Origin of the sequence: Bacillus swezeyi (assembly GCF_030908325.1) — a bacterium.
Taxonomy (GTDB): domain Bacteria; phylum Bacillota; class Bacilli; order Bacillales; family Bacillaceae; genus Bacillus; species Bacillus swezeyi.
The window spans coordinates 1,322,926-1,338,749 of record NZ_CP133085.1 but is presented as its reverse complement, the minus strand read 5'-3'; the positions used below and the strand labels follow the sequence as shown (position 1 = coordinate 1,338,749).

Below are 15,824 nucleotides of genomic sequence, written 5' to 3'. Positions count from 1 at the left end.
CTTGCTATGTTTATCAGTTTGCTGCAAGCATTTTCTGATCCAGTCTTTGAGCAGAAGGAAGGGCTTGATCACATCCAACGTTTTTCTATACAGCGATTTGCCAATGCCACTGCTTTCAATCTCGGCATCGCTTCTATGCTAAGCCGGAGCTAAAATCAATTTGGCAGATGATATTGTGAGTCCGCAGGAGGCGGCGGTTTCCTTTGGCTCGTGAAGGATGCGATGTTGGAAATTCGATCAAAACCTGTTTCGATGCTGCGCAGCATTTTTTCACCTTTATGTTTTGAAAGCCGACTTGCGCATGAAGAGAACCGAGCCTCCTAATCCATATTCCCCCATCGTTTTCTAAATCTGCCCTGTTTGATACTGAAGCTTTACAGGCTTGCCGGTTAAGGAAGATTCGGTTGCCGCAATCGCGATCTCCAAATTATCCGCCGCGGCTACTTCAGTCACGATCGGCTTTTTCCATGGTCTGCCGCTTTTTTGATCACTTCAGCATGCGTGCTCGTCGGTGTCACGATCATGACGGCAAATACTTTTTGTCTTGCTGATTCTCCCCGTATTGTTGATCACCCGTGAGACAGTGGAAATGGAAACCCCGCCGCTTCTGCCACATCATAAATGGTTTTTTTCATTTCGTCCCCTCATCTAATTCCACTAGGAAGATTTCTAATATCATATTATAGAGCGTCTCAGCTTGAGCAGCAAATCCGCTCCCACTCTTCCCTTAAAATGCCGTATCTGATTGAATCATAATAGATTCCGTCATAATATCTGACTTTGCGGATGCGCCCCTCCATCGTAAACCCGGCTTTTTCGGCGCATTTCATCATCCGCTGATTCCCGGACCACGTCGTCATCCCAATTCTTGGCACATCGATGTTTTCAAATAAGAAGCCGACCCATAATGAAACGGCTTCAGTACCGTATCCTCCGTTCCAAAATCGCGGATCATAGATGACGATCCCGCATTCAAGCCAGCGTGTCGGCCGGCATTCCCAATAATAAGAAACCGTTCCTTTCAGTTCTCCCCCGATCTCGATCGCCGCATAGCGCGGCGGCTTGTCTTTTAAAGCCGGCAAAAATGAGTCGGCGAAATATTGATAAGGCTCAGGCTGAAGCGGAAAATAAGGCGCATCCCACTTTTTCCACTCAGGTTTTTTCACTCCGTAAATCATCTTCCATAATACAGGCAGGTCATCCATTATTATCGGCCGCAGTGTTACTTTATCACCATAGATGGACGCCAAATTTTTCTCCTCCGATCCGCTTTTAGGCTATGGTCGATATGAAAGGCTTTATTCAATATTCCTCTTTATCATCTTTCGGTATTCAATCGGCGAAATTCCTTCTATTTGTTTAAAAAGCTTGGAAAAATAGGTTGGATCATCGATTCCGACTTGTTCTGCGATGGATGACAGCTTGTCGTTTGTCACAGAAAGAAGCCGTTTCGCTTCAAGAATCCGCGCTTTATTGGCGTATTGCCCCGGTGTGATACCAAACACTTTATGCATGCAGCGGGTGATATAGTCCTGGTGGTAATGAAGGGCCGCTGAAAGCTGATCCATGCTCAGCTTTTCTTTAAAATGCCGGTCAATATAGCGCTGGGCCTCTGATGCGACCCGTTCATTTGCGGAAGGAATATGAAACGCCTCCTTCTGCAAATGAATCAGCAGCTCTTCAAACAGCAGCTGCTTTCTGAGGGGCAGATCTGAATTTTCGGCGGTGTCATCAATTAAACTTCGAAACTGCTTTTCAATGAACGCCTTTTGATCGACCTTCCCCTTCCTCGGAAGCTTCAAATGATATAGAGGCGGCGTTTCAAACGTTCCCTGCTTAAGCTTGAGCTCTGTCCAGTTCTCTCCTCCGCTCTGCCCCAATTCATAGGATGCCTCTTGAAAGTGGAGCCAAAAATAATGGGTTTCCTCATCACAGCCCTGATGTCCGTAATGGTCGAGACCGGGGACGAGGATAATGTATTCCCCCTGCCGAACGCGGTGAGGCACGCCGTCCTCTGTCAAAAACAATTCCCCTTTGATCACATATAAGAGGTCAAAGACGGGGTATTCGCGCTTCACATGCTTTTCCCCTCTTTTGAACACCCCTTCGCCGCAGACGATCAAAACGGGGAGCGGCGGGATCGTGAAGATGATATGTTCCATGTTCTCTCCCCCTTTTGATTTGGTCGGATTTCTCCAAAAAGTATCGGTTTCGTCTCTTCTTATTATAGAAAAATGACGGTACACTATTAAACGGATTTTTGAAAAGAAAGGTGGTCAGGCGCCATGAAAAAAACAAATACTCAAAACCTCTCCTTATTCTCTTTAACTTGGCCTATTTTTATAGAGGTTTCATTATATATGCTGATGGGAAACGCTGATACCCTGATGCTCAGCCAATACTCCGATGACAGCGTGGCAGCCGTCGGCGTCAGCAACCAAATGCTGAACTTGGTCATTGTCATGTTCGGTTTCATTGCGACAGGCACAACGGTGATTATTTCACAATTTCTAGGGTCGCGGCAAAAAACAGAAGCGATGGAAGTCGGATATGTTTCCATCAGTACCAATTTTATGATCAGTCTGTTCATCAGTGCCGTGATGTATCTTTTTGCCAAACCGCTTTTATTGATGATGGGGCTGTCAGCTGAGCTGCTTGCCGAAGCTGGCATCTTTCTGCAGATCGTCGGCGGTCTTTCCTTTATCCAGGCGCTCATTATGACGTTCAGCGCCATTTTAAAAAGTTACGGCTATACAAAAGATACGATGGCCGTAACGATCGGGATGAATATTTTAAACATCGCCGGCAACTATCTTGTGATTTTCGGACCGTTCGGCTTTCCGGTCTTGGGTGTTGCAGGTGTTGCGCTGTCTACGTCGGCGGCGCGCATCATCGGGCTTTTAGCGATCGCTTTGCTCGTCAAAAAGCGAATCGGTATGCCGCTTTTATCAAAACGCCTGTTTTTCATGCAAAAAAGCCATTTAAAGAAGCTGCTGAAAATCGGCATCCCTTCCGCCGGTGAACAGCTTTCCTATAACGCGTCACAGATGATCGTTACCTATTTTATCACGCTGATGGGCGCTCAGGCGCTGACGACAAAAGTATATACGCAAAACTTGATGATGTTTATCATGCTTTTTGGAACTGCGATCAGCCAGGGAACGCAAATTTTGATCGGACGCCATATCGGGGCGAAGCAATTTGACGAAGCCTACAGCCGCTGCTTGAAAAGCCTGTGGTGGGCACTGGCAATCACGACCATCACTTCGGTTCTTTTCGCCGTTTTTTCAAAGCCGCTCATCGGCATCTTCAGCAGCAACCCTGATATCATCGCCACGGCCAGCGCACTGATTGTTTTGACAATCATTCTGGAACCAGGCCGCTCATTTAATGTCGTCATTATCAACTCATTAAGAGCAGCCGGCGACGCAAAGTATCCCGTCTATATGGCGATTGTGTCAATGTGGGGGATCGGGCTTCCCATCGCTTATATTTTCGGAATTCAGCTTGGCTTCGGCCTGGCGGGCATTTGGTTTTCATTTATTGCGGATGAATGGGTCAGAGGGATTTTCATGTACAGAAGATGGAGATCAAAGATATGGCTTCAAAAAGGGTTTGCAGCTTAACCGGCTTTCAATGAAAGCCGGTTTTCTTGTTATAAAAGTTAACACGAATATGAGTCTATGAGAATATCCCTGATGATGAATAGGTCTAATAGATTAATTTTTTTGAAAATTCATATTGATTTTCACTTTATTTTTACGTATGATAATAAACATAACAATACACGTGATAAAACCTTACATTAATAAAAAGGGGGATATACATTTTGAAAAAAATCGAAACGATTATACGTCCTGAACAGTTTCCTCGCCTCCGAAAAAAGCTTGAAGAGGTTGGCATAAACGGATTAACGGTTTCAGAAGTCGCCGGCTGCGGCCAACAGAGAGGTAAACAAGCGCTCTTCCGCGGCACCGCCTATGAAATCAAACTGCTGCCAAAAGTAAAAGTTGAAATGGTCATTGAATCTGAAAACGTCGATGAAATCATCCAAATTATTGAAAGCACATGTTCAACAAATACGGTCGGCGACGGAAAAATATTTGTGCTTCCTATAGAAAACGCGATTCGGATCCGCACAGGGGAATCCGGAAAAGAAGCGATCGTTTAAACACCGGTTCTAAAGCAAGAAACAGCTGCCTCGTCTGCTTCTCTGTCAATACTTTAAGAAAGGATGATTTTTTTGAAGAAAAAGATATCTTTCGTACTTTTTCTAAGCTTTTTTCTTACAGCATCGGCATTCGCCGCAGAGCCGACGGTACAGTCGGTCAACGACTCTGTTCATATGGCCTGGGTGGCGATCGGCACCCTGCTCGTCTTTTTTATGCACGCCGGCTTCGCGATGGTCGAGTCAGGTTTTACAAGAGCGAAAAACACCTTAAACATTTTGATGAAAAATTTCCTGACGATCTCGATCGGCTCGATCCTATATTTCTTTGCCGGCTATGCTTTTATGTTCGGAGACAGCGCCGGCGGATTCATCGGCACAAACGGATTTGCTTTGGCGGGTGACCAAGATATCGGATTTTTCGTTTTCCAGGCCGTGTTTGCCGCTACGTGCGCGACGATTATTTCAGGAGCTGTTGCCGAAAGGATGAAACTTGGCAGCTACATGATTTTAACACTGTTTATGACCGGCATCATCTATCCGGTCGTCGGCCATTGGACTTGGGGGGAAGGCTGGCTTTATGACCTTGGTTTCATCGATTTTGCAGGGTCTGCAATCGTTCATTTGACAGGTGCTGCCGGTGCGGTCGCCGCCGTCATCTTTCTCGGTCCTCGTATTGGCAAATATGCAAACGGAAAAGTGAACGCCATACCGGGCCACAGTATTCCGCTCGGCGCCCTCGGCGTTTTTATCCTTTGGTTCGGCTGGTTCGGATTCAACGGCGGCAGCACGCTCGCGGCCGATCCCGCAGCAGTGCCGCACGTCATTACGACAACCCTTTTAGCCGCCTCAGGCGGAGTTGTCAGCTCAGCGCTGTTCACTTATTTCCGCTACGGCAGGATCGATCCTTCCTTGACTTTAAACGGGGCGCTCGGCGGACTTGTCGGCATCACGGCCGGGGCTGATGGTGTATCATTTACAGGTTCCATTTTGATCGGCCTAATCGCAGGTGTCATTTTAGTGGCAGGTGTCCAGTTCATCGACCAGATTCTGAAGCTTGATGATCCAGTCGGCGCCATTGCCGTCCACGGTGTATGCGGTATTTGGGGAACGCTTGCGGTCGGGCTCTTCAATACATCGAGCGGACTCTTTTACGGAGGCGGAATCTCCCAGCTCGGGATTCAAGCCGTCGGTGTATTGGCCATTGCCGGCTGGACCCTTGCAGCGACTTCGGTCGTCGCCGCGGTGATGAAAGCTGCTGCTCCAATCCGGGTTTCCAAAGAAGAAGAAATTTCCGGACTCGATTACGCTGAGCACGGCTCTTCTGCTTATGAGTATAAAGAGAGCTACCTCGACCAGGGCGACACGGAAATCAGCTCTGATTTCGGAACGGATCTCGTCTCACGGCTAAACAACTTAAAGCCTGGCCCATCATCCAAAACGGAACAGATCTAATCAAAAACACCCGGCAGCCGCCGGGTGTTCTATTCTTCAATATCAATCCTGTATGTTTCAAACCAAGTATGAATTTGAGCAAGATGTGCGATGAGCTGCGGTCCTTTCATCAATTGTCCGTACCAAGGAACTTGAAATGATGCACCTTCTGTCTCGATCAGCTGATCGAGTTTTTTCTTGTCTAAAAAGACGTGCAGCGCCGAGTCTTTTTGATTCAGCAAAGATTCCAGCCATTGTTTCACGGCTTTTGTATATCCAGGGTGATGCGTTTTCGGATATGGACTTTTTTTGCGGTATAAAACCTCATTCGGCAAAATCCCTTCCAACGCTTTGCGGAAGACGCCTTTTTCGCGGTTTTCGTGCATTTTGAAATCCCATGGAATGTTCCATACATATTCAACCAGCCTGTGGTCGGCAAACGGAACCCGGACTTCGAGGCTTGCGCCCATGCTCATCCTGTCTTTCCGGTCTAAGAGCGTCGTCATAAACCAGAGCATATTTAAGTAAAACAGCTCTCTCCTTCTTTTTTCCTCGCCTGTTTCCCCGTCGAGAAGCGGTGTTTCATGAACCGTTTCCTCATACTTGGACATCACATATTCCTTGAGGTTCAGCTTTTCCTGCCAAGTATCCTGCAAAAGACCGATCCGTTCTTCCATCGACCTCATCCATGGGAAACCTTTCACATCCTCAGTCGAATGGAACCAAGGATATCCGCCAAAAATTTCGTCGGCACATTCCCCGGACAGACTGACGACAAAATCCTTTTTGATTTCCCTGCAAAACCAAAGCAGTGACGAATCAACATCAGCCATCCCGGGCAAATCCCTGACAATCACAGCTTCCGCTAAGTGGGCGGCCAGATCTTTTTGGGAAATGACACAATGATGATGGACGGTTCCGAATGCTTCGGACATTTTTTTGATCCACGGGCCGTCGGCGTTCGGCTGAAACGAGCTTGATGTAAAGTATTGCTCATTGTCTTCGTAATCGATCGAAAACGTATGGAGCGGCGCTTTTCCTTCTTTTTCGAAATGTTTGGCTGCTGTCGCCGTAATCGCGCTCGAATCGACCCCGCCAGACAGGAACGTACAGACGGGAACATCGGAAACTAGCTGCCTTGTGACAGCATCTTCAAAAAGGAACCGTACATTCTCTACCGTTTCGTCAAAGGTGTCCGTGTGCTCTTCACTTTTGACATTCCAATAGCGCCAAATCGTTAAGCCGTCTTTCGAGAACCGCATGGCGTGCCCTGGACGCACTTCCTTAATTCCTTTAAAGACTCCGTTCCCCGGCGTCCTTGACGGACCGAGTCCGAAAATCTCAGCCAAGCCTTGGCGGTCCACCCTCGCCTTTACTTCAGGGTGGGCAAGAATCGCTTTGATTTCCGATCCGAACAGAAATGACGTGCCCTGCTCAGAATAAAACAGCGGTTTGACTCCGAGCCGGTCGCGAGCGGCAAACAGAAGATCACGCTCTTCATCCCACACTGCAAAGGCAAATATTCCGTTCAGCCTGTGGATGCACTCTTCCTTCCATTCCATGTATGAATGAAGCAAAACCTCTGTGTCGGAATGGCCCTTGAATCGATGGCCCCGCTTTTGAAGCTCTTTTCGCAAATCCTCCGTATTATAAAGCTCTCCGTTATAGCAAATCGTATAGCAGCTTCCTTGATGTGTGCGGGTCATCGGCTGTCTGCCGCCTTTTATATCCACAACGGCCAAACGCTTATGTCCGAATAAAACATGGTGCTTCCCCCAAATATTTGTATCATCAGGTCCTCTTTTTGACAGTGTTTCAGTCATTTTCTCCATGACAGACTGTTCTCGGACAAGCGGTTTTTTAAAATCCACCCACCCCGTAATTCCACACATTGTCGATCAGCTCCAATTCTAATAATCTGTCTCTTTTTAGGCTTCACTTCCTTTGTCACTTTACTTATTTTATGCACTTAAAAACAATAGTTGAATTGTCCATCAGATCCTTGTATGAGACAAGCCCGTTTTGGAAAAAACGAAGAAAGAAAGGAGACCCGCCATGGACATCGAACGCGAAAAACGAATCTACAGAGAGAAGCGCAAATGGATTTACGGCAACATTTTAATGGAGGATGGGATCTGCCTGATCGAAAATGAAGAAGGAGATTTATTTTTAGTTGAAAGTTTAAAAAGCCCGGGCGTCTTCATTAGCATAGACGGCGAATGGCTGAAAGCGGAACTGTTCGACCGGTTTGCCATCATAGAAAGATCAGAGACCGTTAAATTAAGCGGCGGTGAACCGATCCGCTACCTCAAAATCGTAAAACAGGCGTTCTTAGCGTTTTTAAATGATTTAGAAGACGGACAGTTTTACTCTTTTTTGGATCAGCTGAACGACCTTGGTTTTTCCGTGTTTGATTGCGTCTACGCCTATAACAGCTTATGCTTTTCAGCGGAGAAAAAGGATGCAGAAGGTGTTTCATTTTATCAGTTTTCAAACGATGTGAAGCATTGCGCCCTTCAGCACCATTATGAACGAAAGGATGAGAGAAAGGACAGATTTGAATGGACGACTTCCAACGGCGAGCGGATCGTAACGATTTCAGCGTCAAAACCGCCTTCATAAAAAAACACCAGTCCTTTAAACGCGAGAACTGGTGTCCGTCATTAAAACACTTTAAAACCTAGCGGAAGACGGAGTCCGAGTGCGATCGTTAAGAGCAGGACGACAATGAAGCCGACCCAGATCCCGGTGATCGATTTTTCCTTTTTCCTGCGAATCAGCAGCATCTCCATCAATCCGACTGTAACAAGGCCAAGCACGGCCTTTGCTATGTATTCTCCATTCCATACCGTAAACCTGAACAAAAGCTCTGCTCCGGTTAAGATAATCAAAATGTAGAATAAGCGGAGAATCATATGTGCGATTTTTGCGCCTTTGCGATTTCCGGCAGAATAAAGCCCGTAAGAAACGATTACTAAAATGAGCGCGATGACCCAAGTTGTAATATGCATATGCGTCATATTCGTTTTTCCCCCTATCAGATCAGGTATCGTTTTTATATTATCATGAACCTGTCCATTAAACAAAGCATGTGAACGCTGTCATTTTCACGTCAAAAAGACGCTTAAATGAAACATCAGCGTCTTTTCCGATTTTATCTTTTTTTGTGTTTTTTCATGTTTTTCGAAATCTGTTTCCAGCGGTTTTTTTCCTGCTGCATCGCTCGTTTATCCGTTTTTCTGGCAAGGTATTCGAGCTCTTTTTTCAGCTTCAGGTAGCTTCGAAATCTGCCGGCATCCAGCTTTCCGGAAGAAAGTGCCGCCTGCACCGCACAGCCAGGCTCTTCATCATGGCGGCAGTCGGAAAATTTACAGGTTTGCGCCAGCTGTTCAATGTCGCTAAACCCCTGCCGGAACCCTTCTTCTGATTCCCACAGTTCCAGGGCCCTCATTCCTGGCGTATCGATTAAAAGGCCCCCTCCTGGCAGCAGAAACATCTCCCTGTGGGTCGTCGTATGCCGCCCTTTATCATCATCTTCGCGGACTTCCTGGACGGCTTGCCTGTCTTCCTCCAGAAAGAAGTTGATCATTGTTGACTTTCCAACGCCTGATGAGCCTAAAAGCGCAACGGTTTCTCCCTCTTTGACATACGCTTTTAGCTCATCCATCCCTTTTCCTTCATGGGCGCTGATGACATGGATCGGCACACCGATTGCAGCTGATTCGGCCTGCCTTATTTTTTCTTCTATCTGACTGCCGATGTCGGCTTTGCTCAGAATGATGACAGGATTTGCTCCGCTCTCCCAGGCGAGGAGCAAATAGCGTTCAATTCTTCTAATGTTAAAATCCTGGTTGAGGGCATTCACGAGAAAGATCGTGTTGATGTTAGCGGCCGTGATCTGCTCCTCTGCCGGATCACCCGCCGCCTTTCGCGAAAATTTGCTGAAACGGGGGGCAATCTCAACGATCAGTCCTTTCTTTTCATCCTCCCGCGGGCGCATATACACCCAATCGCCGACAGCGGGATAATCTTCACGGCTTTCCGCTTCAAACCTGAGTTTACCGGAAATTTCGGCAAGCCATTCTCCTTCTTCCGTCCATATCCGATAAAGCCTCTTATGCTCAAGAGCCACTCTTCCTAAAACTAGTCCCGCTCCTTTTACATCCTTTACATCTCCGCTTATATAGTTTATGCCTAATGCTGATAAATTCAATGCGATTTCCTCCTCATGATCTGTTGATGCTTTAAAATAAAAAAGAGCCTGAAAACAAGGCTCTTTTTTTGCGCTTCATGTGCAAGCAAAAAAATTCCATGAGCCGTGCATACAGCCCATGGAACATCACCAGATCAATCTGAAGATAACCGTTTAATATGCTACATGGGCTGTGCAATGATCAATTGTCCGACAAACATTACAATATCCTTTCTCATCACACATCCCTCATTTCTTCAAAATTTACAGCTTGATTATATATGATTAACTATTTTTTCACAAGGTTTTATTTTACTTTATTCGAAAGCGTCCCGACCGGTTCTATTGTGATATCAACTTGATCCCCTTCATGAAGAAACTTCGGCGGATGAAATCCCTTTCCCACTCCCGACGGCGTTCCTGTGGCAATGATGTCACCCGCTTCCAGCGTCATTCCTTTGGACAGTGTTTCAATCATTTCCGCTACCGAAAATATCATGTCTTTCGTAAGGCCGGACTGGCGGAGCTCGCCATTTACCCGGGTCTCCACTTTTAGATTTTGAGGATCTTCGATCATTGATTTATGTACAAGATAAGGCCCCATCGGACAGGTTGCGTCCAAACTTTTGCCGATGAAAAATTGTTTATGCCGCTTCTGCAGATCGCGCGCCGTCACATCATTGATGATCGTGTAGCCGAACACATAGTCAAGCGCTTCAGCTTCCGGAATGTTTTTCCCGGTTTTTCCGATCACGACCGCAAGCTCCCCTTCATAATCAAGCGCTTCTGTCACGCCTTTGTGGGCGTCCACTTCTTCCAAATGCCCGATCACCGAAGTCGGCGCTTTGGTAAAAACCATGATATGTTCGGGAATATCCGCCTCACTTCCCATTTCAATCGCATGATCCCGATAATTTTTTCCGATGCAAATCACGTTTTTCCGCGGCGCGGGAATAGGTGCAAGCAATTTGACGTCTGAGAGCGGATAAATAAATGAACCGCTTTCCTCATTGTTTTTCTTCTCTGACCACTCAACAAGCTGTCTGACATGACGGACAAACCGCTCCCCCTCGCTGACGCATTCGATGAGTGTTTCAGGTATCGTCTCAAGCTCAAACAGCTTTTTTTCCGCCTTCTGCAAATCCATTATTCTATCATCCATGACAAGTCCAATAAATATACGGCTGTGCAGCTCGGCTGTCGCAAACTTCATAAAAATTCCCCCGCAGTTATGATTTCAGCTTTTTCCCCTTTTCACATATTCTCTAAAAATTTTAAAATCCCTTTCTGATTTCTGCAAACCGCTTCTAAAGTCCCGGTTATGTCCGCCCGAAAAAAAACGGCTCACCATGCAGCAAGCCGCTCTTATTATCGCTTTCTGTGTCTGATTTCTTCTAAATTTCCATCAGACCATTTTGTAATGGTTTCATAGCCGCTTTTGCTTCTTCTGTGGTGGTGAGTTTTCTTGCAATGACGATGCTCGTGCCGTTTGCGGCAGCATTTATCAGATTTTTTGCATCTGTCCGGTTTTTTGCAGTCGTCCGGCTTCTTGCTTTTATCCGGCTTTTCACAGTCATCCGGCTTCTTGCTTCTATCCGGCTTTTCACAGTCATCCGGCTTCTTGCTTTTATCCGGCTTTTCACAGTCATCCGGCTTCTCGCTTTTATCATGTTTCTTGCTTCTGTCTGGTTTTATTCCCCACCACATATCCCAAATATTATGTGAACGCCTGCTATTGCTGGAGCCGGCGGATTCAGGTTCACGGTCTAAATAATGGTCTCTACCTTCGCTCCTAAGCTGGTCTACAGCTTTTTTAATATCATGATCATGGACATCGCTCATCAGTTTACCTCCTGTTCTTACATTTTTATGTCCTGATTTATCATACGCAAGCTAAAGACAGGGGTACTGAGGCAAATGACTGTTTTTGTTCAAAACTAGGCAGGCCGCTTCCGGGACAGGCTTTTTTCACATATGATAAGTCAGCTGAAAAAGGAGGAAATGATGATGAGTGCCACTGCCTTGCCGGCCTTCAGGCTGCACATTCATCCGAAGAATCTGCTCGGTTTAAACAGAGACGTCTGGAATGATGAAGCGGTTCCGGGGATGCTTCAAACCGGTTCAGGAAAAGCACCGGTCTCCATTTCATACAGAGGTGCGCACACCCGCAAGCTGCCAAAGAAATCTTACTTTATTCAATATCGAAATCAGGCAGAAAAAAAATCGGAGACAGAATTTCATTTAAACGCCGAATTCTACGATCCTTCTTTCATCCGCAACAGACTTTCCTTTTATTTTTTTGAAAAAATCGGCGTTCTTTCACCATCAGCTTCTCATGTTTTTCTCTATTTAAATGAAAAAAAAGAAGGCATCTATTTAAAAATCGAATCTGTTGACGATCTTTTCTTAAAGAGGAGACATTTAGAAGGAGGGGCTATTTATTATGCCGTTGATGACGATGCCAATTTTTCCCTTCTGAGTTCTTTTGACAAACAGCCGAAACAAAACCTTCAGCAGGGCTATGAAAAAAAATTGGGTTCGAACCGTCATGACAGCTACTTGCAAGAGTTTATCTACTTTATCAATACTGCAAAAGATGACATGTTTGAAAAAGAAATCAAGCGCTACTTGGATGTCAAACAATATTTGCTGTGGCTCATCGGAGCCGTCTGCACCCAGAACTTCGACGGATTCGTCCATAATTATGCTCTTTATTTAAATGAGCGGACAAAGACATTTCAAATCATTCCTTGGGATTATGATGCGACATGGGGGTGGAATATTCACGGAGAGGAAATGGAACATGACCGCATTCCGGCGACAGGCTTTAATACATTATCTGCCAGAATCCTTGACATTCCAGCCTTTAAATCTCAATACTTTATGTTAATGAAAAACATATTGCAGCATGAATTCACCATCAGCAGGCTTTCTCCCCCGCTTACAACATGGCATGCCGACATTGCTCCATTTCTTGAACAAGATCCATATACAAATACTACTTTTCATCAGCTGGAAGAAGAGGAGAAACAGATTTTTCAATATATTGAAAAGAGAAAACGCTTTTTGCTTTTAGAGCTTTCCAGGTTTTAATCTTCTCGGCAAACACCAAAAAAAATGTCACATTTTTTGTCATATTGACGAAAAAAATCCTTTTAACACAAAATAGGGTATACTATCAATATCAAGAAACATAAAAATCCAAAGCTGAATCCCGGCTCAAAATATAATTGAAAGTTGGAGACTGCCATGATGAACAATAAAATTGAAGCAAAAAGACTGGCCTTAATTGAAACCGCCCAAAAATTCGGAATCAATTCCAAAGAGGCCATTCAATGCAGTCAGGAATTGGACAACTTGCTGAATCAAAGAATGCAGACACATGAAAACAGCCTGCATAGAGAAAAAGCTTTCGAAAGCGGCAACCGCCATACTTCATGACAGCCAGTTCCACATCCTGATCAACGGCGCCTCCCGTTTTTTTTCGGGGCTGACATCAGCCTGCATCAGTGGACTATTGCGATCTAATCAACCAATGTTTTTTGAACATAGATGATCGTACAAACGCCGTAAGCCAGGATGGCGGAAGGGGTAAATGATTCTTGATACGGGATATGAACAAAGCCGTTCAGCAGCAATAAAAATCCGCTGTTCAAAAAGAAATATCCAGCGATTTTAGCCAGCTTATCTTTATCCCTGATTCTTTCCTGGCGAAAGCCTCTTAAAATCCAAGTCTGTTTTTTGATTCCCACTGCATAAGCTGCGAAAAAAAACAGCAGAGCCGCAGCTATTGATTGAACATGACCTTCAAAATACATATGACTTCCCCCATTGCTGAACTTCTTTTACTTCGTACGTTTCTCTCCCTGAAAACGTTTCATTTGTTGATTCAATAGAAGACAAAAGGATTTCTTTTTTAATCACAAATGCGCCTATTCCACATAGGATATGGTGTATAGCCCATTAAAAAATGTTTTATCACTGTAAAGGGTGTGCCTTAATGCCAGCCATTGTCGGAGCTTTTAAAGTAAATGCCGTCGGTACGAGCGGAGTTGTTCATGTCGGGGATTGCATCACGATTTCTCCTTATGCTGAGGTTAAAACATTTGCGGGTGCCGGAAGCTTTAATACCGGTGACGGAGTCAGCGTATACAACCAAAACAGCATCACCAACACATACGACAATGATATGATCGATCAGCCGGTCGCAGGTAATCTGTAAGGGGTGAAGGCATGAACTTTTATATCAATCAAACGATACAAATCAACTATTTAAGAGTGGAAGGAATCAGCAATTCTTCCGTCTTGCAAATAGGGAGCGCCGGTTCAATCAAAACGCTTGCCAACCTGTACAATACCGGAAGCTACACAGAAGCCGCTCCGCCAGTGACCGGAGAGGTTTTTGATGGTGCTTTTGAAGATGGGGATTCACCGATCTTCGTTCCACTTCAGGCTCCTTCTGTTACAACAGGATAAACGGGGGTGTATAATCTTATGAAGCAAAGCAATCCACAGAACTGGTATGGGTATTTGCAGCAGCAGGCTACACAGATTCAGCGGCTCGAAAGGCAGATTGCCATATTGCAGTCGGAATTGAACCAATTGAAAGAAAATCCCGGAACCCGGATCGACCGGATCGAATATAAATTTGATCAATTAAAGATCGAACGGCTGGACGGAACGCTCAATATCGGTCTCAATCCGGCAGACCCGGATAATGTGGAAAACTTTGAAATCGCACAGCAACAGCCGGATATCGGGACCCTTCAGCAGGAGCTTGGCAGCCAGCTGATGCAGCAAACGAGACAAATCGTTGACGCTTACTTAAATGAAGAAACCCCTCTTCTGCTGGAACAGCTGGAAGATCGGTACGACAGCAAACTTGATGATACAAACCGACAGCATATCATCGAAGACATACGAAAGCAGATCGACAGCCGCATCCGCTATTATGTCAAACATGTAAAGCCGAATGATTCTATTTCTCCGAGGGAGCATGCTGAACGGTTGGCTGACTATGTGAAGCAGGATATCGCCCGGGCAATCGAACATTTTCTACAATCGATACCTGATGAAATGAAAGGGGATGAGAACGAATGAATTTTACCGTTGTGAACCGCTGTTTTGATGTTGGCAGCATTAACATCACAGGGGTTTCGAGCTCCTCTGTGTTTTTAATCGGAGATACAGAGTGCATCTCCCTGTCATCGATTTTTGATACGCCGCCTGAATCTCTTATTGTCGGTCCTTTTGTACCGCTGGCCCCTGAATCACCATGATCAGAACGTCAAAAGTTAAATTTTTAAAAGTGCAGTCAGTCGGGATCACCAGCACACTGCAAATCGGGGATGCCGAAGAGCTTGTTCTCAAGGGAAAAATTCTCGCTGTTCAACGATACCTTTCACTTTTTTTCGGAAATGAAGGCTCATTGAATCAGGAAGACTTTCAGCTTTATCGGCAGCCTATTCCCCAATTGCTTCCCGAAACCGGCGTCTCTTCAGCTTTTTTCAATGAAATCCCGGCTATTCGCGTCAGGGCGGTCAAGGTTACAGGTATCTCCACTTCTTCAGTTGTCCAGGTAGGCTCGACGCGCCGCATCATTTCCGATGTGAGAGTCAAGCATATCAGAAAGCTTCCTTCAATGAACTCACAATAGCATGACGGCCGACATATACTGTTTCCGAGACTTCTAAAAAGGATGTCGGTCAATCATGCCAGCCATTGTCGGACCTATTAAGATCAACGAGATCTCAGGAGGAGTAGTGAATTTCGGTGATTCCTTTTACCTTTCTCCAAAAAGCACTTCAAAATCTGCACTCGGTTCTGGTGCTGGTAATACAGGAGATTTCCTTATCGTCAACAGCGGTATAAATGCGACAAATTATATAGACCCGGATGTAAGCGACCAGAATGTTGTCGGAAATGCATAAAGCAGCCTCTTCGGTTAAGAAGGAGGCTGCTTTCCTGAGCTTGCTTGGAAACGCATCAGCTCCGTACAAAGGAACGGCTGCCTGTGCACCGCCGGCAATC

The 15,824-nt window shown here is 45.6% G+C and carries 21 protein-coding genes and 1 pseudogene; 13 read left to right on the top strand and 9 right to left on the bottom strand.

Annotation, left to right across the window (positions count from 1 at the left end; all coding sequences use genetic code 11):
• Positions 1-6 precede the first annotated feature (6 nt).
• Entirely contained in the window at positions 7-153 is a 147-nt protein-coding gene (locus RBH91_RS06400) for a hypothetical protein (RefSeq protein WP_307893861.1), read from the top strand.
• Positions 154-546: 393 nt separating this feature from the next.
• Here RBH91_RS06400 and RBH91_RS06395 read toward each other — a convergent pair.
• The 3 genes and pseudogenes from RBH91_RS06395 to RBH91_RS06385 form a co-directional block, all read right to left on the bottom strand.
• A pseudogene (locus RBH91_RS06395) lies at positions 547-635 on the bottom strand (LacI family DNA-binding transcriptional regulator); the annotation flags it as partial.
• A 57-nt stretch (positions 636-692) separates the two neighbouring features.
• Positions 693-1,250: a GNAT family N-acetyltransferase gene (locus RBH91_RS06390; RefSeq protein WP_307893860.1), complete on the bottom strand. Its 558-nt coding sequence runs from the start codon at positions 1,248-1,250 to the stop codon at positions 693-695.
• A gap of 48 nt (positions 1,251-1,298) precedes the next feature.
• The gene (locus RBH91_RS06385) at positions 1,299-2,162 is read right to left on the bottom strand and encodes a helix-turn-helix transcriptional regulator (RefSeq protein ID WP_307893859.1); all 864 of its coding nucleotides are present in this window, start codon (positions 2,160-2,162) and stop codon (positions 1,299-1,301) included.
• Between the two features lie 123 nt (positions 2,163-2,285).
• On the opposite strand from RBH91_RS06385, the gene RBH91_RS06380 reads away from it, so the two are divergent.
• The 3 genes from RBH91_RS06380 to RBH91_RS06370 all read left to right on the top strand — a co-directional run bounded on the left by RBH91_RS06380 (position 2,286) and on the right by RBH91_RS06370 (position 5,623).
• Entirely contained in the window at positions 2,286-3,626 is a 1,341-nt protein-coding gene (locus RBH91_RS06380; protein WP_076760342.1) for an MATE family efflux transporter, read from the top strand.
• Between the two features lie 203 nt (positions 3,627-3,829).
• Entirely contained in the window at positions 3,830-4,171 is a 342-nt protein-coding gene (locus tag RBH91_RS06375; RefSeq protein WP_150194569.1) for a P-II family nitrogen regulator, read from the top strand.
• Positions 4,172-4,243: 72 nt separating this feature from the next.
• Positions 4,244-5,623, top strand: coding sequence for an ammonium transporter (locus tag RBH91_RS06370; RefSeq protein ID WP_307893858.1), 1,380 nt, complete (start codon positions 4,244-4,246; stop codon positions 5,621-5,623).
• 29 nt (positions 5,624-5,652) lie between these two features.
• Here the strand turns inward: RBH91_RS06370 and asnB are convergent, their stop codons facing one another.
• Positions 5,653-7,494: an asparagine synthase (glutamine-hydrolyzing) gene (gene asnB, locus RBH91_RS06365; RefSeq protein WP_307893857.1), complete on the bottom strand. Its 1,842-nt coding sequence runs from the start codon at positions 7,492-7,494 to the stop codon at positions 5,653-5,655.
• Between the two features lie 163 nt (positions 7,495-7,657).
• Between asnB and RBH91_RS06360 the strand changes: the two genes are divergently transcribed.
• Positions 7,658-8,224 (top strand): DUF2777 domain-containing protein, encoded by a 567-nt coding sequence (locus RBH91_RS06360; RefSeq protein WP_307893856.1) that lies wholly within the window; start codon positions 7,658-7,660, stop codon positions 8,222-8,224.
• 41 nt (positions 8,225-8,265) lie between these two features.
• Here RBH91_RS06360 and RBH91_RS06355 read toward each other — a convergent pair whose 3' ends face one another.
• From RBH91_RS06355 to cotG, 4 genes are all read right to left on the bottom strand, one after another.
• Positions 8,266-8,622: a YisL family protein gene (locus tag RBH91_RS06355; RefSeq protein WP_076760347.1), complete on the bottom strand. Its 357-nt coding sequence runs from the start codon at positions 8,620-8,622 to the stop codon at positions 8,266-8,268.
• A 134-nt stretch (positions 8,623-8,756) separates the two neighbouring features.
• Complete coding sequence (rsgA, locus tag RBH91_RS06350) at positions 8,757-9,815, bottom strand: ribosome small subunit-dependent GTPase A (protein ID WP_307893855.1); 1,059 nt, start codon at positions 9,813-9,815, stop codon at positions 8,757-8,759.
• 286 nt (positions 9,816-10,101) lie between these two features.
• Entirely contained in the window at positions 10,102-11,007 is a 906-nt protein-coding gene (locus RBH91_RS06345) for a fumarylacetoacetate hydrolase family protein (RefSeq protein WP_307893854.1), read from the bottom strand.
• Positions 11,008-11,162: 155 nt separating this feature from the next.
• Positions 11,163-11,636: a CotG/ExsB N-terminal domain-containing protein gene (cotG, locus tag RBH91_RS06340; RefSeq protein WP_307893853.1), complete on the bottom strand. Its 474-nt coding sequence runs from the start codon at positions 11,634-11,636 to the stop codon at positions 11,163-11,165.
• 165 nt (positions 11,637-11,801) lie between these two features.
• Between cotG and RBH91_RS06335 the strand changes: the two genes are divergently transcribed.
• Together RBH91_RS06335 and RBH91_RS06330 are read left to right on the top strand one after the other, a co-directional pair.
• Positions 11,802-12,887: a CotH kinase family protein gene (locus tag RBH91_RS06335; protein ID WP_307893852.1), complete on the top strand. Its 1,086-nt coding sequence runs from the start codon at positions 11,802-11,804 to the stop codon at positions 12,885-12,887.
• A 159-nt stretch (positions 12,888-13,046) separates the two neighbouring features.
• Entirely contained in the window at positions 13,047-13,235 is a 189-nt protein-coding gene (locus RBH91_RS06330; RefSeq protein WP_076760352.1) for an aspartyl-phosphate phosphatase Spo0E family protein, read from the top strand.
• Between the two features lie 83 nt (positions 13,236-13,318).
• Here the strand turns inward: RBH91_RS06330 and RBH91_RS06325 are convergent, their stop codons facing one another.
• Positions 13,319-13,612 carry a DUF3784 domain-containing protein gene (locus RBH91_RS06325; RefSeq protein WP_307893851.1) on the bottom strand — a complete coding sequence of 98 codons (294 nt, stop codon included), beginning with the start codon at positions 13,610-13,612 and terminating at the stop codon, positions 13,319-13,321.
• Between the two features lie 182 nt (positions 13,613-13,794).
• Here RBH91_RS06325 and RBH91_RS06320 point away from each other — a divergent pair, with 182 nt between their 5' ends.
• The 6 genes from RBH91_RS06320 to RBH91_RS06295 are packed head-to-tail and all read left to right on the top strand — an operon-like array spanning position 13,795 to position 15,724.
• Positions 13,795-14,016 carry a spore germination protein gene (locus RBH91_RS06320; RefSeq protein ID WP_076760354.1) on the top strand — a complete coding sequence of 74 codons (222 nt, stop codon included), beginning with the start codon at positions 13,795-13,797 and terminating at the stop codon, positions 14,014-14,016.
• An 11-nt stretch (positions 14,017-14,027) separates the two neighbouring features.
• The gene (locus RBH91_RS06315) at positions 14,028-14,270 is read left to right on the top strand and encodes a spore germination protein GerPB (protein WP_076760355.1); all 243 of its coding nucleotides are present in this window, start codon (positions 14,028-14,030) and stop codon (positions 14,268-14,270) included.
• An 18-nt stretch (positions 14,271-14,288) separates the two neighbouring features.
• Positions 14,289-14,894 (top strand): spore germination protein GerPC, encoded by a 606-nt coding sequence (gerPC, locus tag RBH91_RS06310; protein ID WP_307893850.1) that lies wholly within the window; start codon positions 14,289-14,291, stop codon positions 14,892-14,894.
• Positions 14,891-15,073 carry a spore gernimation protein GerPD gene (locus tag RBH91_RS06305; protein WP_307893849.1) on the top strand — a complete coding sequence of 61 codons (183 nt, stop codon included), beginning with the start codon at positions 14,891-14,893 and terminating at the stop codon, positions 15,071-15,073. Before gerPC ends, RBH91_RS06305 begins: the two co-directional genes overlap by 4 nt.
• Positions 15,070-15,450: a spore germination protein GerPE gene (locus RBH91_RS06300; protein WP_307893848.1), complete on the top strand. Its 381-nt coding sequence runs from the start codon at positions 15,070-15,072 to the stop codon at positions 15,448-15,450. Before RBH91_RS06305 ends, RBH91_RS06300 begins: the two co-directional genes overlap by 4 nt.
• Before the next feature lie 55 nt (positions 15,451-15,505).
• Positions 15,506-15,724, top strand: coding sequence for a spore germination protein (locus tag RBH91_RS06295; RefSeq protein ID WP_026586331.1), 219 nt, complete (start codon positions 15,506-15,508; stop codon positions 15,722-15,724).
• Positions 15,725-15,824 lie beyond the last annotated feature (100 nt).